The organism is Solirubrobacter phytolaccae, assembly GCF_027587195.1.
GTDB lineage: Bacteria > Actinomycetota > Thermoleophilia > Solirubrobacterales > Solirubrobacteraceae > Solirubrobacter > Solirubrobacter phytolaccae.
The window spans coordinates 26,714-49,833 of record NZ_JAPDDP010000023.1; the positions used below are offsets into that span (position 1 = coordinate 26,714).

Genomic DNA, 23,120 nt, shown 5'->3' on the forward strand with positions numbered 1-23,120 from the left:
CCACCAAGGCTACTTAGGGCAAAGGGCCGGACGCGTTGGCGGCGCGCAGGCCGTCGATCAGCACACTCAGGTGCCGGCGCCACGCTTCCTGGCACTGGTGCGGCTTGACCGTCGCCATGCCGATGCCGCAGGTGAACATCGGGATGTCGTCGATCACGACGTCCGGGCGCAGGTCGCCGGAGGCCTTCGCGCGGTCCATCAGCTCGATGTAGGCGTTGTTCATGTCGCTGATGAGGCACGTCTCGAACGGCATCTCGGCCTGCCCGATGATCTCGGTGAACGCGCGGTCGGAGGCGAGCACCTCGACGCCGGCCCACAGGGCGGACGTGAACGCCTCCCACGGGTCCTCGATCTCGAGCGCGGCCTGGGCGGACGCCAGCACCTGCTCGAACAGCGACACCGCCAGCGCGGAGATGAGCGCTTCCTTGGTCGGGAAGTGGCGGTAGACGGTGCCGACGCCGACGCCGGCCGCGCGGGCCACGTCGTCCATCTGCGCGTCCCGGCCGTGCTCCGCGAACACTTCGCGCGCGCCCTCCAGAACTCGCTCGCGGTTGCGGCGCGCATCGGCGCGGAGCGGGCGTTCGGCGGGCTGGGTCATATGTCGACTGTAGTGCTTGACAAACGGAACCTCAACTCCGTATCGTGCTAAACAGAACCGGAACTCCACCTCCATTTCTATTTCTTCTCCCCAGGGGTCACCTGCAATGTCTTCCACCACCGACCGGCGCTGGCTCGCGCTGGCACTCCTCGCGCTGGCGCAATTCGTCGTCGTGCTCGACGCATCGATCGTGAACGTCGCGCTGCCGTCGATCGGGACGGCGCTCGACTTCAGCCCGGACAACCTGTCCTGGGTCGTCAACGCCTACACGCTCACCTTCGGCGGCTTCCTGCTGCTCGGCGGTCGACTCGCCGACCTGCTCGGCCGCCGCCGCCTCTTCATCCTCGGCCTGATCCTGTTCGCCGGCGCTTCACTCGCGGGTGGACTGGCGCAGAGCGACGTCTGGTTGATCGCCGCGCGCGCCGTCCAGGGTCTCGGCGCCGCACTGCTCTCGCCCGCCGCCCTCTCGCTCGTCACCGAGCTGTTCAAGGAAGGCGCCGAGCGCAACAAGGCCATGGGCGTCTGGGGTGCGGTCGCCGGCTCCGGCGGCGCCGCCGGCGTGCTCCTCGGCGGCATGCTCACCGAGTGGGCCGGCTGGGAGTGGGTGCTGTTCGTGAACGTGCCGATCGGCCTCGCCGCGGCCGCGATCGCCCCGCGCCTGCTGCCCGAGTCGCGCAACGACGGTCACCGCCACTTCGACATCGCCGGCGCCGTCACGGTCACCGCCGGCCTCTCGCTGCTCGTCTACTCGCTCGTGAACGCCAACGACGCCGGCTGGACGTCCCCCGAGACGCTGCTGCTGGTCGGCATCGCGGTCGTCATCCTCGGCGCCTTCTACGTGATCGAGCGCCGCAACAAGGCGCCGCTCGTCCCGTTCCCGGGCATCTTCCGCCTGCGCACCGTGCGCGGCGTGAACCTCGTCGGCCTGCTGGTCGCGGCGTCGCTGTTCTCGATGTTCTTCTTCATCTCGCTCTACCTGCAGCAGGTGCTGGGCTTCGACGCGCTGAAGACCGGCCTCGGCTACCTGCCGCTGGCGGGCGGCATCATCGTCTCGGCCGGCGTCGCCTCCGTGCTGGTCACGCGCGTCGGCGTGCGGCCCGTGCTGGTCTCCGGCATGCTGCTGACCGCGATCGGCCTGCTGTGGTTCTCGCAGATCTCGGTCGGCGGCAGCTACGTCAGCGACATCCTGTTCCCGTCGATCATCAGCGCCTTCGGCCTCGGCTTCGCGTTCGTACCGATGACGATCGCCGCCGTCGCGGGCGTCGAGCCGCACGAGGCCGGGCTCGCCTCCGGCCTGATCAACACGAGCCAGCAGATCGGCGGCGCGCTCGGCCTCGCCGTGCTGGCGTCGATCGCCAACTCGCGCCGGGACTCGGTGCTCGAGACGGGCGCCGCCTTGCCGACCGCGATGACCGAGGGCTTCCAGGTCGCGATCACCGTCGGCGCCGGCATGGCCGTCGTCGGCGCGTTGCTCGCCTACATCCTGGTGTCGCCGCGCACCCCGGTCGACCCGGACGGCGAGGTCGACGTCGTGCCCGCGCTCACGTAGGGCACCCTGAAGCATTCCGGCGGGCCTGCCGCGGCACATCCGCGGCGCCTCGCGCCACCCACGATGCTCAACGGGCTAGCGCCCGCCTGCGCTCGCGTGCGGCCCGAGGCATCCACGGCTGCACCACGTCAGACCCACCGTCGATGCTTCAGCGCACCCAGCGCCAGATCGTGACCTGAAGCGAGCGGGCTTCGATCCACAGGTTCAGCTCCCCCGGATCGACGCCCATGCGGGAGGCGGCGTAGGCCGCCTCCTGACGCTCGCGGCCGTGACGCCCGGCCAGGAGGCAGGCCGCGTCCCAGCCGACGGGTCCGAGGCAAGTGTCCTCCCAGTCGTTCCACAGCGGCCCACCGAGCACGTTGCCCAGGTGCGCGTCGCCGTGGAGCGGTTGGACCGGGGAGCGCAGCTCGGTCAGCATCGGCACGAGCTCGTGGATGCGCAGCAGCAGCGTCGTCGCCGTGTCCGGGTCGATCGTCTCCTCGGCGGCGAGCCGGGCGAGCACCGCCTCGGCCTCGGTGATCGTGCCGAGCAGCGGGAGCGAGCCGCCGTAGCTGCGCAGGGCCTCGTGGCACTGCGCGAGCGCCTCGCCCGCGGCGGCGGGGTCCACGGCGTCGGCGGGCGGCGCGTAGTCCCAGAACGACAGGACGCGCCCGTTGTGGACGTGTGGCCCGGGCGGGAGCTCGGCGCTGGGAGCGACCACGGGCGCGCCCGCGCGCGCGAGGTGGCCGGCGACGCTCAGCTCGCGCTCCTGCCAGGTGGTGCCCCGCCGCGCACGCGTGATCGTGCCGGCGACACGTGCCACCACGGGTGCCGGGCGCAGGTGCACCAGCACGTTGAGCTGGTCGCGCAGGATGATCGGGTCCTCGACCTTGAGGCCGTGAACCCGCGCCACCGCGACCGCTGCCTCTAGCGCAGAGCGGTCTTCCACACCGACGCGATCATCGCACCCTGCAGCGGCAGGCGTGCGTACAGCAAGGACTTCGGGATCTTCTTGAAGCGCTCGGGGTGCGCGGCCATCTCGACGTTGGCCGGGAAGACCGCGACCAGCGTCGCGATGAGCCACCAGCCCGCGGCGCGCCGCGTCTTCGGGTGCAGCACGCCCGCGCCGCCGACGATCTCCGCCACACCGCTCGCGTACACGAGCTCGCGGTGGGCGGGCAGAGAGCGCGGCATGATCGCCTCGTACATCCGGGGCCGCAGGAAGTGCAGGACCCCGGTGGTGATGAACGTGGCGCCGAGTGCGACGCGGGCAACTGCCATCTGTCTGAGGTTAGGAGGCTTACCTCTTCCGCAGTGTGAGGACGGACGAGCCCGCGCCCTGGCGACCCGAGTCGCCGGCCCAGCGGGCGACGAATTGCGCGCGCCCGGAGACGCGGAAGCTCGCGGTGAAGCGGCCGCCATTCGCGCCGGCGGTGACGAGCTGCTCCGTCCAGCGGGTGCCGGCGCGCGCGGAGACGACGATCGGCTCGCCGCCCTGCGCGCCCTTGAGCTGGCCGGTCACGGTGACGGTGCGGCCGGAGCGGCGAGCGCGGGAGAGCGTGATCGTCGACTGCGAGCCGAAGTCGCCGCCGCTGGCCGTGGTGAACAGGCTGCGGAAGACGTTCGCGCCCGCGGCGGGGGTGGAGGTCAGCGCGTAGGAGCGTGCGGCGCTCGGGCTGATGACGCCCTCCGTGCCCGGGAAGCGGCCGCTGGCGATCCGCTGCGGGCGCCAGTGCTTGCCGCCGTCGGTGGTGCGCTGCACGTAGGCGACGCCGTCGTCGGCGGGGTAGCTGCCGAGCGTCAGGTAGCCGTCCGTGCCCGAGCCGAACGCGAGCGCCAGGCCCTTGCCCGTTCCGACCGCCGGCAGCTCCGTCCAGCGCTTGCCGCCGTTCGTCGTGCGCCACACGCGGCCGTTCGTGGTCAGCGCGTAGCCGCCGTTCGCCGACGTCATCTCCAGGTCCGCGAGGCGGCCGGGGCGCTTGACCGTCTTCCACGCGCGCCCGCCGTTGGTGGTGCGGATGATCGCGTTCGTCCCGTAGGCGAAGATCGCGCTGCCGGCCCGGTCGAAGGCGGCGACGCGGGCACGGTTCTCGGCGACGCTGAACTGACCGCCGCCGGAGGCGCGGCGCACCCCGCGCGGACCGGCGAGCAGCACCGTGGTTCCGCTCGTGATCACGGCCAGCGGCGCGGACGTCGTGCCGGGGTCGATCGGCTGCCAGCTCGCGCCGCCGTTGGTGGTCCGGAAGAGGCCGCCGCGGACGTCGAGCGCGTAGCCGTCGGCCTCGCTGGAGAAGGACGTGTCGCGCATGTCGGAGGAGGTCGCGACGTTGATCGCCTTCCACGTGACGCCGTTGTCGGTGGTGCGGGCGAGCTGGCCGCGGGCGCCGAGCGCGAGCGCGATGTTCGGCGCCGGGCCGAGCCGCAGGCCGAACTGGAACGAGCCCGCGATGTCCCCGCCGACCGGCGTGTAGTTGCGCCCGCCGTCGTTGGAGACCGCGGTGGCGCCGCCGTTGCCGGCCGCGACCGCGCGCGCGGGGGAGGTGAAGCCCGCCGCGTACAGCGGCGCGGTGGAGGCGGTGATCGACTCGAAGGTGTCGCCGCCGTTCTCCGTGCGCAGCAGGCTGTCGCCGCGGTCGGTGGTCAGCAGGCACAGGTCCAGCGTCGCGCAGCTGATGCCGGTGATCGTGCCCCCGACCGGCTTGGCCTGCCAGGTCTGGCCGGCGTCGGCGGAGCGCAGCAGCGTGTTCGGGCCGAACGCGTAGAACGTGGTCGCGTCGATCGCCTTCAGGCGCTGGACGGTGCCGCCGGGTACGTCGGGCTCGGGCGTCCAGGAGGCGCCCGCGTCGGTCGTGCGGAACGCCGTGCTCGAGTTGTTCAGGAACACGATGCCCGCGTCCGGGGTGGTGAAGATCGCGTCGGCGGGCGCCGCGTTGCCGCCGCCCGCGCTGCCCGGCGTGCCCGGGATCGCGGTGACGCGGCTGAAGCTCTCGCCCGCGTCCGTCGTGCGCAGCACGTTGCCGTTGCGCAGCAGCAGGTAGCCGAGTTGCGGCGTGACGAAGTACGTCGCCGCGACGGGCTCCGGGCAGTTGATCTCGGTCAGGACGTAGAACTTGCGGAACGTCCGGCCGCCGTCGTCGGAGCGGCGCAGCACGCAGCCGTTGCCGCCCAGGATCGTGACCACGTCGGGCGTGACCGCCTGGACGCGGTTGAGGTCGAGCGACGTGCCGGTCGGCAGGCCCGACCACGTGGCGCCGCCGTCGTCGGTGCGCAGCGCGGTGCCGTCGTCACCGATCGCGTAGCCGCGGCCGCCGGAGATGTCGATCGCGCGGATCGTGTTGCCCTGCGGCGTCGGGTTGCCCCACTGCCATCCGGACTGGCTCACCTGCACGGCCGCCGAGCTGACCTGCGGGCATGCCGCGGCCAGGCTCAGGGCAGCGCAGGTGCCCAGAAAAGCCCTGGAAATCACGCTAAAACTCCTCTCGCTGTGGTGCCTGGCGGTGAAACGCAGGTCGAGAGGATTGGTTGCGCTTTATGGAACGTTCACGAGCGGGCGGTCGTTGCGGTCTTGCTCGCTCCAGCCGGCCGGGAGGTCGAGGAACGACGCGTCGAGCTCCTGCGGGGTGCGGACGCCGAGGAACGCGAGTGACTCGTCGATCTGCTGGTGGAAGAGCTCGAACATCCGCGCCACGCCGGGCTCGCCGGCCGCCATCAGCGCGTAGACGTACGCCCGGCCGAGCAGCACCGCGCGGGCGCCGAGGGCCATCGCCTTCAGCACGTCCGAGCCGCGACGCACACCGCTGTCGAGGAGCACCTCGGTCTGATCGCCGACCGCGGCGACGATCGCGGGCAGCGCCTTCAGCGTCGGCATCGCGCCGTCGAGCGCGTTGCCGCCGTGGTTGGAGACGACGACGGCCGAGGCGCCGGCGTCGACCGCGCGGCGCGCGTCCTCGGGGGTGAGGACGCCCTTGATCACGAGCGGGCCGTCGAAGTGCTCACGCAGCCACGCGATGTCCTTCCAGTCCGGCGTCTGCTGGTACATGCCGGGGAAGGACTCGAAGACTTCCATCGCCGTCCCGTCCTGGCGCAGCGACATCGGCATCTTCAGCTCGCGGCCGCCGCGCAGGAAGTCGGCCGTCCAGGTCGGCCGGCTGAGTGCCTGTGGGGCGAACTTCAGGGTCTCGCGCAGGCTCGTGTCGAGCGGGAGCGAGCGCCGCTCCGGGTACGGGCGCTCCTTCGCCGTGACCGGCGCCGCGGTGTCGATCGTGAGCACCAGGCCGTGGACGCCGGCGCGCTTGACGCGCTCGACGATCGCCGCGGACGCGTCGCGGCCGCCGAAGTAGTAGAGCTGGTAGAAGACCGGCCCGGTCGCGCGGGCCATGACCTCCTCGATCGGCGCGCCCGTCGCGCCGCTGGTGAACGTCAGCGTCCCGGCGTCGCCGGCCGCCTTCGCGACGCCCGCCTCGCCGTCCTTGTGGCCGAGCTTGAGCATCCCCACCGAGGACGCGATCACCGGCATCGAGATCTGGTGGCCGAGCACCGTGGTCGTCTGGTCGCGGGAGGCGTTGAAGACGTTCCCGTTCGGGCGGAACATGACGTCGCGGAACGCCTGCTCGTTGGCGATCGCGGTGGCGTTGGAGCCGCTGCCGGCCTCGTAGGTCTGGAACAGGGCGGCCGGCAGGCGCTTGCGCGCGAAGTACTCGGCGTCACCGAAGTTCTGGATGCGGGCCGCGGTCTTGGCGTCGCGCATGGTGTCCTTCTCTCTGTGGGTGGGTCAGGCGCCTCCGAACCGCTCGGTCAGCGCGGCGAGGCCGGTCGCGAAGACGCCGTCGCCCAGCGCGCCCTCCAGCTCGCGGGCGACCTGCGGGTCAGCGTTGAAGCTCGCGCTCCAGGTGACCTCGCAGGTGCCGTCCTCGAGTCCGGAGACGGTCAGGCGTGCGACGTGGTCGCGGATCGGGAACGGTGGCTGCGGCATCGAGTACACGAGCCGGCGGCTACCGGGGTCGCGCTCGACGAGGCGCTCGACGAGCCCGTCGGCGAAGACGCGCTCGGCGCCTCGCAGCTCGGGTGCCGACACGTCCGGATGCCAGTCCGCGATGCGGGCGAAGTCGCCCACGACGGCCCAGACGGCGTCGGGCTCGGCACCGAGCCGGACGCTGCGGGTGATCGTCTCCATCGGGTCCTTCCGGTCGAACGGTTGCGGTGACAACCAATCTAGCAGGATGTGGAATGGCTATTCCACGTTTGGGAGCGGCTCCGCGCCAGGCGTGAACAGCCCGTCGACGTAGATCGTCAGCACGCGCCGCCAGGCGTCGGGCGCGCCGCTGCGATGGAGCGCCGCCATCAGCTCGGAAGCGCGGATGACGTCGTCGTGGTTCACGTCCGATCGCAGCCCCGCGTCGCGGGCGCGCTCGACGACCGTCTCGCCGAGGCGCGCGACCTCGAGGAAGTCGTCGCGGTTGGCGAGCACCCAGGCCCGGACCGCGTCGGCCAGCTCCTGCTCACCGCGGTCCATGCCGACGAACGCCCAGATCGCGTCGACCAGGGCCGCGCGCGGGTCCTCACGCTGCTGCGCCTCGCGCCAGATCTCGGCCCACCGCCCGACGCGCCGGCGGGCCAGTTCGGCGAGCAGCTCGTCCTTGGAGGCGAACGTCCGGTACACGCTCGACATGCCGATCCCCGCGGCCTGCGCGACGTCGGCCATCGTCACGCCCGCGCCGCGCTCGCGCATCAGCTGCTCGGCCGCGACCGCGATCGCCTCGACCCGCTGCTCGTAGGCCGCTCGCTGACGAGGGGTGAGGTCCTCGACGGGGCGCTTCGTCCACTGGGGCATCGCTAAGGAGCTTGCACGAACAGCCGGGCGTTGCGGTCCTGCCGGGTGCCGGCGAAGTCCTGCGGGCGTCCGCCCTGCGCGTCGAGGTAGGCGAGCTCCCGGCTCGTGCCGGCGAGGCCCTTGCCGTCGTGGTCGACCATCCAGGTCTCCAGCGCGACGCCGTTCGTGGTCTCTCGCAGGCGGAACATCCGGGACTGCTGGGGGAAGTCGGCGAGCGAGGAGGTGCTGATCTGCCAGAAGCGGCCGTGCTGCGTGATCCGGTTGCGATGGCTGTTGCCGGCGACGCTCGCGACGACATTGGGGTGGCGGTCGAGCACGGCCAGCGCCTCGGGCGTGAGCGGGTTGTGGCTGAACACGACGACGAACCGGTCCGTGTCGAGTTGCTGGTCGAGGCGCTGCAGCTGCTCGGGGTTGATGCGGGCTCTCGACGTGCCGTCGCGGTTGACGGTGTCGACGGTGACCGCGCGGACCCTGTCGGTGAGGTCGACGGTGTAGTCCATGCTCGGGTGGCCGAGCTCGCGCTCGGCTTCTCCGGGTTCGACGAGATGCCGCTGCTCGTCTGTGGGGACGGTGACGCTCGGGAGCTGGAACGGGTTCGACAGCAGGGCCTCGGTGGCCTGCTTGGCGTCGATCTCCTCCTGCGGCAGACGGTCGAGCAGCTCGGGGTCGAGGCTCTGCACCATCTGGTCGCCGGTGGCGTAGGCGTTGATCGCGTCGGTCGGCGGGACCTCGCCCTGCGCGAGCACGTCGTGGTTGCCGACCAGCGCGTAGAACGGCGCCTTCAGGCCCTCGGCCGTGAAGGCGCGCTGGGCGTCGCCGATCGCGCCGGGGTGCGAGGGAGCGTCGAAGTCGGGGCGGTAGTAGAACGGGTCGGCGGAGTCGGGCTGCTGGACGCCGCGGTAGCCGGGCCGGCCGCTGTCGGGGTTCACCCGGCCGCCCTCGAGGGTCTTGATGGCGAGCGCGAGCTCGTTGCGCTGCGCGTTGTCGGTGATGTCGCCGGTGACGAACACGGCGTCGGGGTTCTGGCGGTTGAGCGCGCGCACGGCGGCGTCGAGCGTCTGGGTGCTGAACGCCTCCTGCGGGCGGAACGTGGAGGTGAACGGCGCGCCGATCCGGTCCATGAACGGGACGCGCGCCGGCGACTCCTCGTCGCGGACGTGCGTGTCCGTGAGCTGGCCGAAGGTGACGAGCGTGCGGCCGAGCTTCGCCGTGTTGCCGCGGTTGCGCAGCGGCTCGCCCGGGCCGGCCTCGAGGAAGCCGTCGCCGCCGGAGTCGACGAGCGTCGACTTCAGGGTCGAGTCGCCGCCGGTGGCCGCAGGGCGCGAGTCGTCGCCGCACGCGGGGAGGACGAGGGCGGCCGCGGCGAGCGCGGCCGCGGCGGCGGCTCGCACGCCGTGCGCGGCGCGTGCGGGGCGGCGGGTGCGCGGCGCGCTCATTCTTCCCTCAGCCCCGCGATGATCGGCTCGCGCATCACGCGGCGCGCGACGAGCAGCGTCGCGAGCGCCGCCAGGAGCAGCAGGCCGCCGATCACGAGCGCGATCTGGCCGACGGAGGCGCCGAGCGGCAGCGACGCGAAGCTCGCCGCGAGCCGCGACACCGCCGGGCCGAAGATGGCCAGCTCGAGGACCACGCCCGCGATCGCGGCGGGCACGGCGACGGCCACGGCGGCGCCCGCGAGCACGAGGCCGACGGTGGGCGCGTCGGCGCCGGTGGCGCGGAGGAGGGCGACGGCGCCCCGTCGCTCCCGCGCGGTCACGGTCAGGGCCTGGACGAGCGCGTAGAGGCAGACGAGCCCGACCGCGAGGCCGACGCCCCTGAGGACCGCCGCGAGCACGGCGAGGAACGCGGCGTTGTCGGTCTGCGCGGCGCCGACGGGCTGCAGCTCGGCGCCCAGTTCGACGAGGCCTTCCGTGACGGCGGCGGCGTTGCTGTTCGAGTCCAGCCGGACGACGACCTGCGGGTTCAGGTCGGGGCGCGTCGCGAGCAGCTTGTCGGGCTGGATCCAGGCGATCCGCCCGTCGTTCTCGAGCGCGCGCACGATGCCGGCGACCTTGAAGCGGATCTCGCCGCCGTCGGGGATCTGCGCGGCGAGCGTGCTGCCCGGCTTGAGCCCGAGCGCGTCCGCCATGCCCACGCCGACCTCGACCTCGTTCGGCCTCTGGATGCGGCGCCCCTCGGCGAGCGGCGGGTTCTCGAAGCGCGTGTGGTCACCCGGGTAGGCGACGAGCCGGATCGGCTCGCCGAGGCGGAAGGAGTCCGCGGCGTCGATCGAGTAGCGCTCGCCGACGTCGCGGACGCCGGGCAGGCGCTCGGCGTCGGGGATCAGGCTCGGGTCGAGCTGCACGGCGAGCTGGTAGCGCTTGCCGACCGTGCCCGGGTCCTCGCGCAGGCGCTCCAGGAGGGAGGCGAGCGCGAGCATGAGCGTGACGACGCCGGCGCACACGGCGATGGTCGCGACCGCCGCGAACCAACGACCGCGCGCGGCCGTGGCGAAGCGCACACCGAGGGCGAACAGGCCCGAGCCTCGCCCTGCGGGCTCGTTCGGGTGAGACTTATGGCCCAGGGGGCCAGAACTCTCGCCGCGCCGGCGCGCCCGGCCGCGCGGCTTTCGTGCGAGATCGCCGCCGCGGAGGATCTCGATCGGCGGCCTTCTCGCCGCGCGCCACGCGGGCCAGGTCGCGGCCGCCACGACCAGGGCGACGACGCCCGCGGTCGACAGCACGAGCGGCACGGCGATGCCCGTGGGCCCAGGGCCGAGCTCGTTGAGCGCGGCGAGGAGCTCCGCGGCGGGACGCGCCACGAGCAGCGCGCCCAGCGTGATGCCGAGCGCGGCCGCGGGCACCGCCAGGAGCGTGGCCTCGACCGCCTGCTGGGCGGCGATCCGGCCCGGGCCGAAGCCGAGCGCGCGCTGCACGCCCAACCCGGTCAGGCGGCGCTGCACCTCGGCGTGCGCGCTCGCGGCGAGCATCGTTCCGGCGGCGACGAGCGCCACCAGCGAGAACGCCACCAGCAGCGAGATCACGATCCCCGCGGCCTGGGAGAGCAGGATCTCCACGCCCGTGCGGGTGATGAACTGGAGCTTGCCGAGCCCGAAGGTGACCGCGCGGGCCTGGGCGAGCGTGACGTCGGCCTTGTCGGGGTCGTTGAGCCAGAGCAGCGCGACGTTCGGTCGCACGCGCCCGCCGTGCTCGGCGCGCGACACGTAGACCCGCGCCGTGCTTGCGAGCGGGAAGGCCACGTTGTCGGGCGAGACCGCGATCCCGCTCACGCGCAGCGTCCCGTGCTCCTCGACGGACAGCTCGTCGCCGACGTGCAGGTCCCACTCGCGCGCGACGCCGCGCTCGACGACGACGGCGCCCGACTCGCCGTCGCGTACGTCACGGCCGTCGACGACCGTGTAGCCGCGCCGGCCCTCGAAGACCGTCGTCACGGCGCCCTTGCCCGTGTAGTGCCCGTTGCCGGAGACGTCCTCGTTGAGCGCCTCGAACCGGTAGGAGCGGGTCTCGAGGTTCGGCAAGGCGGACACGCGCGCGTCGATCCGCCGCAGCCGCTGCTCGGGGAAGCGCGCGATCACGTCGGGCAGCTGCGCCCGCTCGGCCGAGCGCTCGAAGCCGGTCGCGAGCGAGTAGCCGACGGTCACGCTCGTGCCGACGACCAGCGACGCGGCGAGCACGCCGAGTGCGGCGAGGACGGTGCGCCCGCGGCGGGCACGGAGCGCCGCGAGCGCGTCGCGGATCACCCGATCAGCTGCCCGTCACGGAGGGTGAGGACGCGGTCGGCGATGTTCGCCGCGGCCGTCTCGTGCGTGACCATCACGACCGCACGACCCTCTTCCGCTCCCGCACGCAGCAGGCGCAGCACTTCGGCGCCCGCGGTCGTATCCAGGTTGCCGGTCGGCTCGTCGGCGAGCAGCACGGGCGGGTCGTTGACCAGCGCCCGGGCGATCGCGAAGCGCTGCTGCTCGCCGCCGCTGAGCTGGTGGGGGAGCGAGCGGGCGACCTCGCGCAGGCCGAGCCGGTCGATCAGGTCCTGCCCGCGTGCCGCCGCGTCGGGAGCGGCTCCGCGCACGCGGCCGGCGAGCAGGACGTTCGCCTCGCCGCTGAGCTCGGGCAGCAGGTGGAAGAACTGGAAGACGAAGCCGATCCGGCGCCGCCGCAGCCGCGACAGCGCCCGTTCGCTCGTGCCCGTGACGGGCTCGCCGGCCACAGAGATCGTCCCCGCGTCCGGCCGGTCCAGCCCGCCGACCAGGTGCAGCATCGTCGACTTGCCGGTGCCGGAGCGCCCGAGGATCGCCACCACCTCGCCCGGGTGGACGTGGAGCGACGCGCCGTCCAGCACGCGTCGCGCGGCCCGGCCTTCCCCGAACGACTTCACGACGCCCGTAGCGGCGATCACGGCGGCCATCTACCCACCGTAGGCCGCTCTATAAAGCCCCGCTCACGGGGAGCGGGGCGGGTGTGCCTACTTGGCCTCGAGGTCCAGCGCCGCGCTGTTGATGCAGTAGCGCAGGCCGCCGGCGTCGCGCGGGCCGTCCGGGAACACGTGACCGAGGTGGCCACCGCACTTCTTGCAGGTCACCTCGGTGCGGACCATGCCGTGCGAGCGGTCCTCCTTGACGTCCACGTTCTCGGCGAACGCGGGCTCGGTGAAGGACGGCCAGCCGGAACCGGACTCGAACTTGGTGTCGCTCGAGAACAGCTCGGCCCCGCAGCCGGCACAGCGGAACATGCCGTCCTCGTGGTTGTCCCAGTACTTGCCCGTGAAGGCCCGCTCGGTGCCGGCCTGCCGGAGCACCGCGTACTGCTCGGGCGTGAGCTCCTCACGCCACTGCGCGTCAGTCTTCTCAATCTCAGTCGCCATGACTCACATTCTAGACGGCGATGCGAGTGCTCCTGCGCCGTGGAAGGCGGATCGAGAACGACCATCCCACGCGGCCACGAGCGGTGCGGCCGCGGCGGCGCGTGTCGGCGTCAGAGCGCAGCGCCTGCGACTGCGCGTCGGCGTACATCGTCATCAGCTGGGGGTGCATGAGAGCCAGTCTGCGGCTACGAGGCAATCCGCACATCGGGCGTTCGGAGCGAGCTGCGGCGCCGCACCCCTTAGGGCCGTCGGGCGCCTCCCTTACGCTTCTGAGGCATGACGCATCAGGCCGAGGTTCAGGCGATCCTGGCCGGGGCGCGAGCCGAGCGGGCGGCACTGCTCGCACAGCTCTCGCCCGCGCTCCAGGCGTCGCTGCCGGTGGACGCCACCGGCATCTCGCAGGCGCTCGACCACCTCGGCGACGCGGCCGGGCTCGACGTCCACCGTGAGCAGGTCGAGGCGCACAAGACGAACGCCGCCGTGCTCCACGGGCGCGTGTTCGGGCGCGCGCCGCTGTCGGCCGACACGGTGCTCGCGGCGTTCGTGGACGGCGCCCGCGTGCGCGCGGGCATGCTCACCCATCTGGCGGACGCGGTCGGCGGGGAGGAGCTCGTGATCGACGTCGGCCGGGTGCTCGAACGGCACCCGCCGGACCGCGATCTTCCCGCGGCCTACGAGGCTCAGGAACACGCCGCGGTCGTCATCGCAAGACACCTCGACGAAGCCGCACGCTAGCGTCCGGGGTCGCGTTATCCCGACCCCCTGGAGGCAAGCGTTGTCCGTCGCAGAAGATCGGTCCACCCTCGACGAGCTCTGCGTGAACACGATCCGCACCCTCTCGATGGATGCGGTCCAGAAGGCCAACTCCGGCCACCCTGGCACGCCGATGGCGCTCGCGCCGCTCGCGTACGTGCTCTACACGCGCGTCATGGAGCACAACCCCGGCAACGCCAACTGGGCTGATCGCGACCGCTTCGTCCTGTCGTGCGGGCACGCGTCGATGCTCCTGTACTCGACGCTGTACCTGACCGGGTACGGGCTCACGCTCGACGACCTCAAGAACTTCCGTCAGCTCGGCTCGCCGACCGCCGGGCACCCGGAGTACGGCCACGCCGCCGGCATCGAGACGACGACCGGGCCGCTCGGCCAGGGCATCTCGACCGCCGTGGGCATGGCGCTGGGCGAGCGCATGCTGGCCGAGCGCTACAACCGCGAAGGCCACGAGATCGTCGATCACTACACGTACGTGATCGCGTCCGACGGCGACCTGCAGGAGGGCATCGCCTCCGAGGCCTCCTCGCTCGCCGGTCACCTCGGGCTCGGCCGCCTCATCTCGTTCTGGGACGACAACCACATCTCGATCGAGGGCGACACCGCGATCTCCTTCACCGAGGACGTCGCCGCCCGCTATGAGGCCTACGGCTGGCACGTGCAGAACCTGGGCGAGGACATCGGCCTGGACCGGATCGAGGAGGCGCTCGCGAACGCGAAGGACGTCACCGACAAGCCGTCGCTGATCGTCGTCCGCACGCACATCGCCCCGGGCTCGCCGAACAAGCAGGACACGCACGAGGCGCACGGCTCGCCGCTCGGCGAGGACGAGATCAAGCTCACCAAGCAGGCCTACAACTGGCCGTCGGAGGAGCCGTTCTTCGTGCCGGAGGAGGCGCTCGCGCACTTCCGCGAGTGCGAGACCAAGGGCGAAGAGGTCGAGTCGGCCTGGAACGAGAAGTTCGCGGCCTACCGTGAGGCGTTCCCGGAGCTGGCCGACCAGTACGAGCGCCAGCTCGCGCACAAGCTGCCCGAGGGCTGGGACGCGGAGGTGCCGACCAAGGGCCCGGACGCCGGCTCGATCGCCACGCGCAAGTCGTCCTCGGACGTCATCCAGTGGGCGGCCGCGCAGGTGCCGGAGCTGATCGGCGGCAGCGCCGACCTCGCCCCGTCGACGCTGACGCTGATCAAGGGCGCCGAGTCGGTCAACACCGCCAGCTACGGCGGTCGCAACCTGCACTTCGGCATCCGCGAGCACGGCATGGGCGCGATCGTCAACGGCCTCACGCTCAGCGGCTTCCGCGCCTTCGGCGCCGGCTTCTTCATCTTCAGCGACTACATGAAGGCGTCGATCCGCCTCTCGGCGCTGATGGGCATCCCGTCGACCTTCGTCTTCACGCACGACTCGATCGGCGTCGGCGAGGACGGCCCGACCCACCAGCCGATCGAGCAGCTCGCCACGCTGCGCGCGACGCCGAACATCAACGTCGTGCGGCCCGCGGACTTCAACGAGACCGCGCTGGCCTGGCGCTTCGCGCTGTCCGCGACGAAGACGCCGACGGCCCTCGCGCTGTCCCGTCAGGGCGTGCCGACGCTCGACCCGGCCACGGTCCCGAGCGACGCGATCGAGCGCGGCGCCTACGTGCTCAAGGACGCCGACGGCGAGCCCGACCTGATCCTGATCGCGTCCGGCACCGAGGTCGCGGTCGCCGACGACGCCCGCGAGCTGCTCGTGGCCGAGGGCGTCAAGGTGCGTCTCGTGTCCGCCCCGTGCCTGGACCGCTTCGAGGCCCAGGACCAGGCCTACCGCGACTCCGTGCTGCCGCCGTCGGTCACGTCCCGCGTGGCCGTCGAGGCCGCGGCGCCGCTGGGCTGGCACCGCTGGGTCGGCGACCGCGGCGCGGTCGTGGCCATGACGACGTTCGGCGCCTCCGCTCCGGCCGGCGCCCTCTACAAGCACTTCGGGTTCACGGGCGAGAACGTCGCCGACGTGGCCCGCGGCGTCCTCGCTTCCTAAAGAGGGACTGTCCCGCTTTAGGTTCAGCGCGCGACGGTGAACTGAACCACGAGGTCCTTCAGCGCATCGGCGGCCGAGTCCAGACGGGCCGCCGAGGCGCTGAGCGCCCCTGCCGTCGCCGCGGTCTGCTGGGTGGACGCGGCGACTTCCTGGGTCGTGGCCGAGGAGGACTCGGCCAGCGTGGCCAGCTCGGACATGCGCCCGCGGGTGTCCTCCGCGTAGCGCGCGGCCTCGACGGACGCGCCCGTGATGACGGACACGCGCTCCGCGACCGAGCGGGCCGAGGAGGCGATGTCCTCGAACTCGCCGCGGGAGCGGGCGACCGTCGCGACCGACTTCTCGGTGCGGGAGGCGCCCTCGCCGGCGAGCTTGGCGACGCGCTCGGTCATGCGGCCGATGTCGTTGATGATCTCGCTCGTGGAGCCCGCGGCCTCCGCGGACTCCTCGGCCAGCTTGCGAACCTCGTCCGCGACGACGGCGAAGCCCTTGCCGCTCTCGCCGGCGCGGGCGGCCTCGATCGCGGCGTTCAGCGCCAGCAGGTTGGTCTGCTCGGCGATCGCGGTGATCGTGCCGACGAAGCCGGTGATCTCGGCGGAGCGGCGGACCAGCGCGCCGGACGCGTCCATGATCGCCGCGGCCGACTCCTCGACCGCGCTCATCGCGACGCGGGCGTCGTCGGCGGTCGCCATGCCGCGCTCGGCGTCGCTCAGCGCCGCGGACGCGGCCTCCGCGGCCGACTCGGCGGCGCCGCGGGCGCGGTCCACGGCCGAAGCGGCTTCACCCGCGGCCTCGCCGGCCTCGAGCACCAGCCGCGCCTGACGCTCGGTCACGGTCGCGACCATGTTCACGGCACCCGCGATCTCTTCGCTCGAACGCTCGGAGTCGGCGCTCGCCTGCGACACCTCGCCCGACGTCGCGGAGATCTCCAGGGCCGTCGACTGGATCGTCTCGACCAACGTCGCGACCTGCCCGATGCCGGTGCTCAGCAGCGCCGCGGCGCCAGCTCCGGACCCACCGACGGCGGTGAGGTCACGCCGCTCGAGCGCGGACGCGAGCACGGCGAGCTGGGCGCGCTCGGCGGCCTCGTCCACGCGCAGCTTGGCGACCGCCAGCGTCTCGGCCTCCATCGAGCGCGACAGCACGATCAGCACGCCGCTCTCGAACACGACGAACGTCGCGTGCAGGACGACCATCCCCAGCGACAGGTGATCCTCGGGCATGACCCACAGCGGCGCGCCCGCGTTCTGGAGCACCATGAAGCCCAGGTGGTGGACCGCGATGCCGCCCGCCGCGACCAGCACGATCCGCCAGTCGCGGTAGACCAGCAGGAACGCCAGCGACGCGAAGAAGTAGAAGTGCATCTCGATCAGGCCGTGCGTCTGGCTCACGAACAGCGCGCCGTAGGCCGGGAAGCTCAACGCGATGAAGACGCGCGTGGAGAAGGCCCCCGGCGCGCGCTGCGCGATCAAGTACGCGCCGCCGGACACGAGCCCCGCCACCAGCACGGACACGACCCACGTGCCGTGCAGCGCCGCGAGGCCGACCGCTGCCGGAAAGTGGAGCACCAGCAGCAGGCTCAGCAGGCGATCCGCGGATCGGCGGACGTCGGTCAACTGCTCGTCAGGGGTCGGGACGGTCTCCATGTTCGGTACATCGACCGATCAGGAACTTTTTCGAGTCCGCAGTTCGCTAGCGTCCACGCGCGTACGTCCTGGAGCCGCCACGGGAAGGAATAGAGCTATGAGTGACGTCACGACGATCGAGGCCGACGTCCCCGAGCGCTACGCCGACGCCGTGCAGACCCGCCTACGCCGCGCCGCCGACGAGGACATCGTCGGCCGCCTGTGGCGCAAGGACGGGACGCTGTGGGCGCCGGAAGGTACGCCGGAGGTGACGAACCGCCTCGGCTGGCTGGATATCGCCGAGCGCTCCCAGGAGCAGCTCGCCGAACTGCAGGGCCTGCGCGACGAGCTGTTGCGCGACGGCTACACGGACGCCGTCGTGCTCGGCATGGGTGGCTCGAGCCTCGCCCCAGAGGTGTTCCGCCAGTCGTTCGGCAAGGCCGACACCGGCCTGACGCTGCACGTGCTGGACTCGACCCACCCGCAGGAGGTCCAGAAGTACCTGGACACGCTCCCGCTGGAGACCACGCTCGCGATCGTGTCGAGCAAGTCCGGCGGGACGATCGAGCCGCTGTCGATGTACAAGGCGTTCAGCGAGCGCATCGACAGCACCCACTTCGTCGCGGTCACCGACCCCGGCTCGGGGCTCGAGGAGCTCGCCAACGCGAAGGGCTTCCGCCGCGTCTTCTACGGCGACCCGGACATCGGCGGCCGCTACAGCGCCCTCAGCGCCTTCGGCCTCGTGCCGGCGGTGGTCGCGGGCTACGACGTGGCCGCCGTGCTCGGGTCGGCGATCGGCGCGCAGGAGGAGTGCCAGGGCGAACAGGGCAACGCGGGCCTGTGGCTCGGCGTCACGCTCGGCGAGCTGGCCAAGGCCGGCCGCGACAAGCTCACGTTCGTCGCCGACGCCCCCCTGAGCTCCTACGGCGTCTGGGCCGAGCAGCTCGTCGCCGAGTCCACCGGCAAGCTCGGCCGCGGCATCCTGCCGATCGCCGACGAGCCGCTGCTGGACCCCGAGCACTACGGCGACGACCGCGTGTTCCTGCACGTCGCGACCGCGCAGGGCAGCAATGCCGCCAAGGTCGCCAAGCTCAAGGACGCCGGCCACCCGGTGATCACGATCCACGCGCTCGGCCCGACCGACCTCGGCCGGATCTTCTACCTGAGCGAGTTCGCGGTCGCCGTCGCCGGCTGGGTGCTGGAGATCAACCCGTTCGACCAGCCGAACGTCCAAGAAGCGAAGGACAACACGAACCGGGTCCTCAAGGAGGGTTCCGCCGGTGTCGATGCGGGAAGCCTGTCCGAGCTGACCGACAGCCTCGAGCCGCCCGCCTACTTCGCGATCATGGGCTATCTGCCGTACTCCTCCGACACGGAAGCCGCGGTCGCGCGCCTGCGCGAGACGGTGGTCGAGAAGTACAAGGTCGCGACCACCTGGGGCTACGGCCCGCGCTTTTTGCACTCCACCGGCCAGCTGCACAAGGGCGGACCCAAGACGGGCCGCTTCCTGCAGCTGGTGGACGAGCCCGGGCAGGACCTCGAGATCCCGGGCGAGGACTTCACCTTCAAGACGCTGATCCGCGCTCAGGCGGACGGCGACCTCGAGACCCTGCGCAGTCACGGCCTACCCGCGGTGCGCATTACGGTCGGCGACATCGACGCCATCAAGGAGCAGCTCTAGACATGCAGATCGGATTCGTCGGCCTCGGCAAGATGGGCGGCAACATGGTCCATCGAATCGAGCGCGACTCGGACCATGAGGTCGTCGCCTTCGACCCGAACCCGGAAGCCGTCGCCACCGCCGAGGGGCACGGGGCCGTCGGCGCGCACTCGCTCGAGGAGCTCGTCTCCAAGCTCGAGAAGCCGCGCCTGGTCTGGCTGATGGTGCCCTCGGGCAAGATCACCGAGGACACGATCACGGCCCTCACCGGGCTGCTCGAGGAAGGCGACACGATCGTCGACGGCGGCAACACGAACTGGCACGACGACCAGCGCCGCTCGAAGGAGCTCGAGCCCAAGGGCATCCGCTACGCGGACGTCGGCACCTCCGGCGGCGTCTGGGGCCTGGACGTCGGCTACTGCATGATGGCCGGCGGGCCCGACGAGTCGATCGCCCACCTGAAGCCGATCCTCGACGTGCTTGCGCCGCCGGACGGCTGGCGCCACTTCGGCGCGGCGGGCGCCGGGCACTTCGTGAAGATGGTCCACAACGGCGTCGAGTACGGGATGATGCAGGCCTACGCCGAGGGCTTCGACCTCATGCACGCCGCGCCGTTCCCGATCGAGCTCAAGGAGGTCGCGGGGCTGTGGAACCGCGGCTCGGTCGTCCGCTCGTGGCTGTGTGAGCTCGCCGAGCTCGCCTTCGAGCAGGAGGGCAACGACCTCGCGCGCCTCGTCGGCTACGTCGACGACTCCGGCGAGGGCCGCTGGATGATGAACGACGGCATCGAGATGGCCGTCCCGACCCCCGCCCTGGCCGCGAGCCTCTACGCGCGCTTCTACTCGCGCAAGGAAGGCGACTACGCGGCGCGCGTGCTCGCCGCGCTGCGCAACCAGTTCGGCGGCCACGCCGTGAAGAAGGTCGAGGAGACCTGAGATGGCGGTGGACGTCAAGCCCGACCCGCAGTCCATCGGCGAGAACCCGCTGATCGAGGGCCTCGAGCGGCTGCCGGTCCCGGCGACCACGCTGACGATCTTCGGCGCCACGGGTGACCTCGCCCACCGCAAGCTGCTGCCCGCGCTCTACAACCTCGCCCACGAGGGCGCGCTGCCGGAGCGCTTCAACCTGATCGGCATCTCGCGGCGGGAGATGCCCGACGACGAGTTCCGCGAGCTCGCGCGCAACGCGATCGTCAAGTACTCGCGGCGCGAGACCGACCCGACCGTGCTCGAGGGCCTGCTCGGCCGCGTGCGCTACGTCGGGTTCTCGTTCGACGACGTCGCGAGCTACGCGAAGCTCAAGAAGGTCATCGAGGAGCTCGACGAGGAGGGCGGCGGCAAGCTCAACCGCGCGTTCTACCTGTCGACGGCGCCCGAGTTCTTCCCGGTGATCGTCGGGGCGCTCAAGGAAGCCGACCTCAACTACGACGCCGACGTCGACGTGCGCTGCATCATCGAGAAGCCGTTCGGCACGGACCTCGAGTCCGCGGTCGAGCTGCAGGCCGTGGTCGAGCACGTCTTCCGCGAGAACCAGGTCTACCGCATCGATCACTACCTGGGCAAGGAGACCGTCCAGAACGTGATGGCGTTCCGGTTCGCGAACTTCATGTTCGAGCCGGTCTGGAACCGCAACTACATCGAGAACATCCAGATCACCGCCGCCGAGGACATCGGCATCGGGACCCGCGCGGGTTACTACGACCAGGCCGGCGCGCTGCGTGACCTCGTCCAGAACCACATGCTCCAGCTGCTCACGCTCGTGTGCATGGAGCCGCCCGCCTCCTTCGAGGCCGACAAGGTCCGCGACGAGAAGGTCAAGGTCCTGCAGTCGATCACCCCGCCGACGCCGGAGGAGGTGCGCGAGTGCACGGTGCGCGCGCAGTACACCGCCGGTGACGAAGGCGGCGAGGACGTCGGCGGCTACCTCCAGGAGGAGGGCGTGCCCGACGACTCGCGCACGGAGACGTACGCGGCGATCAAGCTCGAGGTCCACAACTGGCGCTGGGCGGGCGTGCCGATCTACCTGCGCACGGGCAAGCGGCTCACGCGCAAGGTGACCGAGATCGCGGTGCAGCTCAAGCCGGTCCCGCACCTCGCGTTCCAGTCGCACGGCAGCGTCGGCGTCCAGCCGAACCAGCTCGTGCTCACCATGCAGCCCAACGAAGGCGTGTCGCTGTCGCTGGGGGCGAAGATCCCCGGCTCGAGCATGCGCATCCGGCCGGTGAACATGGAGTTCCTCTACGGCTCGGCGTTCATGTCGCAGTCGCCGGAGGCGTACGAGCGGCTGATCATGGACGCGATGCGCGGCGAGGCGACGCTCTTCACCCGCAACGACGAGGTGATCGCCCAGTGGTCGATCATCGACCCGATCTTGAAGGCGTGGGCCGCGGACGACGAGCCGCTGCACACCTACGAGTCGGGCACTGCCGGGCCGAAGGCCGCCGACGAGCTGATTGCGCCGCACAAGTGGCGAGGCCTCTGAGCGCCATGGAGGACCTCTGGCGCGAGGACGACACGACGCCCGGCGCGATCGAGGCGGCGCTGCGGCGCATGTTCGTCGAGCGCCACAAGGAGGAGCGCGCGTACGTGCCGGCGCGCGTCATGAACATGGTCGTGATCGCCGACCGCGAGTTCCGCGGCGAGGTCGAGAACCGGCTGCAGCGCGTCGGTCGCTTCCACCCGTCGCGGCTGCTGCTCGTGCTGGTCGACCCCGGCCGCACACGGCTGGCCGCGAGCGTGCGGATCGGCACCGTCGACGCGCCCAAGTCCGGCTCGATCTCCGTCGGGCGCGAGCGCGTGTCGCTGCTCGTGGGCGAGAAGCACCTCAAGAAGCTCGACACGATCCTGGACCCGCTCGTCGTCACCGACCTGGCGACGATGGTGTGGTCCCCGCACGGCTACCCCGAGGCGGTCGACGAGCTGCGTCAGCTGGCCCAGATCGCCCTGCTCGACTCCCAGGACGAGCAGGACGTGGAGCGGGCGCTGGCCCGCGCGGACAGCCTGTCGCACGACACGTACGTCGTCGATCTCGCGTGGCTGCGCTCGACGCCGTGGCGTGAGCGGATCGCGGCCGCGTTCGACTCGCCGCGCCGGCGGCCGGACCTGAAGGCGATCAGCGCCGTCACGGTCCGCCACCGCGAGGACTCGCTCGCGTCGGGCGTGCTGTTCTGCGGCTGGCTCGCCTCCCGGCTGGGCTGGGAACCGGGCGCGCTGTCGCAGGGGCGCGGCAAGTGGACGGGCTCCGCGCACACGCGACGGCAGGACATCAGGCTCACGCTCGAGCCCGTCGAGATGAGCTCCCCCGGCCTCGCGGGGGTGACGATCGAGATGGCGAGCGGCCAGACCGTCTCGCTCGACCGCTCCCCCGGCGGACTGCGCGCGAGCCGCCGTGAACGCGACGGAACCGAGCGCGCCTGGACCGTCATGGGCGCCTCCCGCGGGGAGGGCGGCATCCTCGGCGAAGGCGTCCGGCAAGCACTCCTGCGCGATCCCACCTATCGTCCGGCCCTGAAATCGGCCGAGGCGATGGTGGTGTAGTGGAGATCCAAGTGGAGGAGAACCCGGCGGAAGTGGTCGCCGGGCTGCTTGTGGATGCCGCGTCAGCGGGTGGTGATGTCGTGCTCACGGGCGGGTCCACGCCCAAGCTGGCGTACGAGATCGCGTCCCGCGCCGGGGCGGACTGGAGCCGCGCGACCGTGTGGTTCAGCGACGAGCGCTGCGTCCCGCCGGAGAGCGGGCTGTCGAACTTCCGGATGGCGAACGAGGCGCTGCTCGGCCGGCTGGACCGCGGTGTCCGGCCGACCGTGATGCGGATGGAGGGCGAGCTCGGCGCGGACGCCGGGAGCGCGTCCTACGAGGCGTCCGTGCGTGAGCGGCTGGGCTCGGAGCCGCGCTGGGACCTGCTCCTGCTCGGCCTCGGCCCGGACGCGCACTGCGCTTCGCTGTTCCCCGGCAAGCCCGAGGTCGAGGAGCGCTCACGGCTGGTCACCGGTGTCGAACTTGCAGGCATGGAGCCGCAGGTTCCGCGCATCTCGTTGACCCTTCCCGCCTTGAACAGCGGGCGTTTGACGGTGTTCCTGGTCACCGGGGCCGACAAGGCGCAAGCCGTCGCGCGCGCGTTTGCTGCTACACCGGATGCCGACTCGCCCGCGGCATTCGTGCGTCCAGGCGCGGGAGAGTTGCTCGTCGTACTGGATCCGGCTGCGGCCAAGGAGCTCACGTGAGCGATCAGTTCA

Annotated in this window: 21 protein-coding genes; 8 read left to right on the top strand and 13 right to left on the bottom strand. The window is 71.8% G+C overall.

Features of this window, described 5'->3' with window-relative positions:
• Positions 1-13 precede the first annotated feature (13 nt).
• The gene (locus tag OJ997_RS14695) at positions 14-598 is read right to left on the bottom strand and encodes a TetR/AcrR family transcriptional regulator (RefSeq protein WP_270025883.1); all 585 of its coding nucleotides are present in this window, start codon (positions 596-598) and stop codon (positions 14-16) included.
• A 106-nt stretch (positions 599-704) separates the two neighbouring features.
• Here OJ997_RS14695 and OJ997_RS14700 point away from each other — a divergent pair, with 106 nt between their 5' ends.
• Complete coding sequence (locus OJ997_RS14700) at positions 705-2,147, top strand: MFS transporter (RefSeq protein WP_270025884.1); 1,443 nt, start codon at positions 705-707, stop codon at positions 2,145-2,147.
• A gap of 148 nt (positions 2,148-2,295) precedes the next feature.
• On the opposite strand, the gene OJ997_RS14705 is transcribed toward OJ997_RS14700, so the two are convergent.
• The 11 genes from OJ997_RS14705 to OJ997_RS14755 form a co-directional block, all read right to left on the bottom strand.
• Positions 2,296-3,039, bottom strand: coding sequence for a phosphotransferase (locus OJ997_RS14705; RefSeq protein WP_270025885.1), 744 nt, complete (start codon positions 3,037-3,039; stop codon positions 2,296-2,298).
• 14 nt (positions 3,040-3,053) lie between these two features.
• Positions 3,054-3,407, bottom strand: coding sequence for a DoxX family protein (locus tag OJ997_RS14710; RefSeq protein ID WP_270025886.1), 354 nt, complete (start codon positions 3,405-3,407; stop codon positions 3,054-3,056).
• A gap of 19 nt (positions 3,408-3,426) precedes the next feature.
• Complete coding sequence (locus tag OJ997_RS14715; RefSeq protein WP_270025887.1) at positions 3,427-5,592, bottom strand: WD40/YVTN/BNR-like repeat-containing protein; 2,166 nt, start codon at positions 5,590-5,592, stop codon at positions 3,427-3,429.
• A gap of 63 nt (positions 5,593-5,655) precedes the next feature.
• The gene (locus OJ997_RS14720) at positions 5,656-6,873 is read right to left on the bottom strand and encodes an alpha-hydroxy acid oxidase (protein ID WP_270025888.1); all 1,218 of its coding nucleotides are present in this window, start codon (positions 6,871-6,873) and stop codon (positions 5,656-5,658) included.
• A 24-nt stretch (positions 6,874-6,897) separates the two neighbouring features.
• On the bottom strand, positions 6,898-7,332 hold the full coding sequence (locus OJ997_RS14725) for an SRPBCC family protein (RefSeq protein WP_270025889.1): 435 nt from the start codon (positions 7,330-7,332) through the stop codon (positions 6,898-6,900).
• 24 nt (positions 7,333-7,356) lie between these two features.
• Complete coding sequence (locus OJ997_RS14730) at positions 7,357-7,956, bottom strand: TetR/AcrR family transcriptional regulator (protein WP_270025891.1); 600 nt, start codon at positions 7,954-7,956, stop codon at positions 7,357-7,359.
• A 2-nt stretch (positions 7,957-7,958) separates the two neighbouring features.
• Positions 7,959-9,392 carry a metallophosphoesterase family protein gene (locus OJ997_RS14735; RefSeq protein WP_270025893.1) on the bottom strand — a complete coding sequence of 478 codons (1,434 nt, stop codon included), beginning with the start codon at positions 9,390-9,392 and terminating at the stop codon, positions 7,959-7,961.
• On the bottom strand, positions 9,389-11,695 hold the full coding sequence (locus tag OJ997_RS14740; RefSeq protein WP_270025894.1) for an FtsX-like permease family protein: 2,307 nt from the start codon (positions 11,693-11,695) through the stop codon (positions 9,389-9,391). The genes OJ997_RS14735 and OJ997_RS14740 overlap by 4 nt, the downstream gene beginning before the upstream one ends.
• Positions 11,692-12,360 (bottom strand): ABC transporter ATP-binding protein, encoded by a 669-nt coding sequence (locus OJ997_RS14745; RefSeq protein ID WP_270025896.1) that lies wholly within the window; start codon positions 12,358-12,360, stop codon positions 11,692-11,694. Before OJ997_RS14745 ends, OJ997_RS14740 begins: the two co-directional genes overlap by 4 nt.
• Positions 12,361-12,417: 57 nt before the next feature.
• Complete coding sequence (gene msrB, locus OJ997_RS14750; RefSeq protein WP_270025898.1) at positions 12,418-12,816, bottom strand: peptide-methionine (R)-S-oxide reductase MsrB; 399 nt, start codon at positions 12,814-12,816, stop codon at positions 12,418-12,420.
• Between the two features lie 10 nt (positions 12,817-12,826).
• The gene (locus tag OJ997_RS14755; RefSeq protein ID WP_270025900.1) at positions 12,827-12,985 is read right to left on the bottom strand and encodes a hypothetical protein; all 159 of its coding nucleotides are present in this window, start codon (positions 12,983-12,985) and stop codon (positions 12,827-12,829) included.
• A 107-nt stretch (positions 12,986-13,092) separates the two neighbouring features.
• Here OJ997_RS14755 and OJ997_RS14760 point away from each other — a divergent pair, with 107 nt between their 5' ends.
• Positions 13,093-13,551, top strand: coding sequence for a hypothetical protein (locus OJ997_RS14760; RefSeq protein ID WP_270025902.1), 459 nt, complete (start codon positions 13,093-13,095; stop codon positions 13,549-13,551).
• Between the two features lie 82 nt (positions 13,552-13,633).
• Positions 13,634-15,604, top strand: coding sequence for a transketolase (gene tkt, locus OJ997_RS14765; RefSeq protein WP_270025903.1), 1,971 nt, complete (start codon positions 13,634-13,636; stop codon positions 15,602-15,604).
• 23 nt (positions 15,605-15,627) lie between these two features.
• Here tkt and OJ997_RS14770 read toward each other — a convergent pair whose 3' ends face one another.
• Positions 15,628-17,247: a methyl-accepting chemotaxis protein gene (locus OJ997_RS14770; RefSeq protein WP_270025904.1), complete on the bottom strand. Its 1,620-nt coding sequence runs from the start codon at positions 17,245-17,247 to the stop codon at positions 15,628-15,630.
• Between the two features lie 97 nt (positions 17,248-17,344).
• Here OJ997_RS14770 and OJ997_RS14775 point away from each other — a divergent pair, with 97 nt between their 5' ends.
• The 5 genes from OJ997_RS14775 to pgl are packed head-to-tail and all read left to right on the top strand — an operon-like array spanning position 17,345 to position 23,108.
• Positions 17,345-18,907, top strand: a complete 1,563-nt coding sequence (locus OJ997_RS14775; protein ID WP_270025905.1) for a phosphoglucose isomerase-related protein — start codon at positions 17,345-17,347, stop codon at positions 18,905-18,907.
• Between the two features lie 2 nt (positions 18,908-18,909).
• Positions 18,910-19,821, top strand: a complete 912-nt coding sequence (gene gnd / locus OJ997_RS14780) for a phosphogluconate dehydrogenase (NAD(+)-dependent, decarboxylating) (RefSeq protein ID WP_270025907.1) — start codon at positions 18,910-18,912, stop codon at positions 19,819-19,821.
• A 1-nt stretch (position 19,822) separates the two neighbouring features.
• On the top strand, positions 19,823-21,367 hold the full coding sequence (gene zwf, locus OJ997_RS14785) for a glucose-6-phosphate dehydrogenase (RefSeq protein ID WP_270025908.1): 1,545 nt from the start codon (positions 19,823-19,825) through the stop codon (positions 21,365-21,367).
• 5 nt (positions 21,368-21,372) lie between these two features.
• On the top strand, positions 21,373-22,422 hold the full coding sequence (locus OJ997_RS14790) for a glucose-6-phosphate dehydrogenase assembly protein OpcA (RefSeq protein WP_270025909.1): 1,050 nt from the start codon (positions 21,373-21,375) through the stop codon (positions 22,420-22,422).
• Positions 22,422-23,108: a 6-phosphogluconolactonase gene (gene pgl, locus OJ997_RS14795; protein ID WP_270025910.1), complete on the top strand. Its 687-nt coding sequence runs from the start codon at positions 22,422-22,424 to the stop codon at positions 23,106-23,108. Before OJ997_RS14790 ends, pgl begins: the two co-directional genes overlap by 1 nt.
• Positions 23,109-23,120 lie beyond the last annotated feature (12 nt).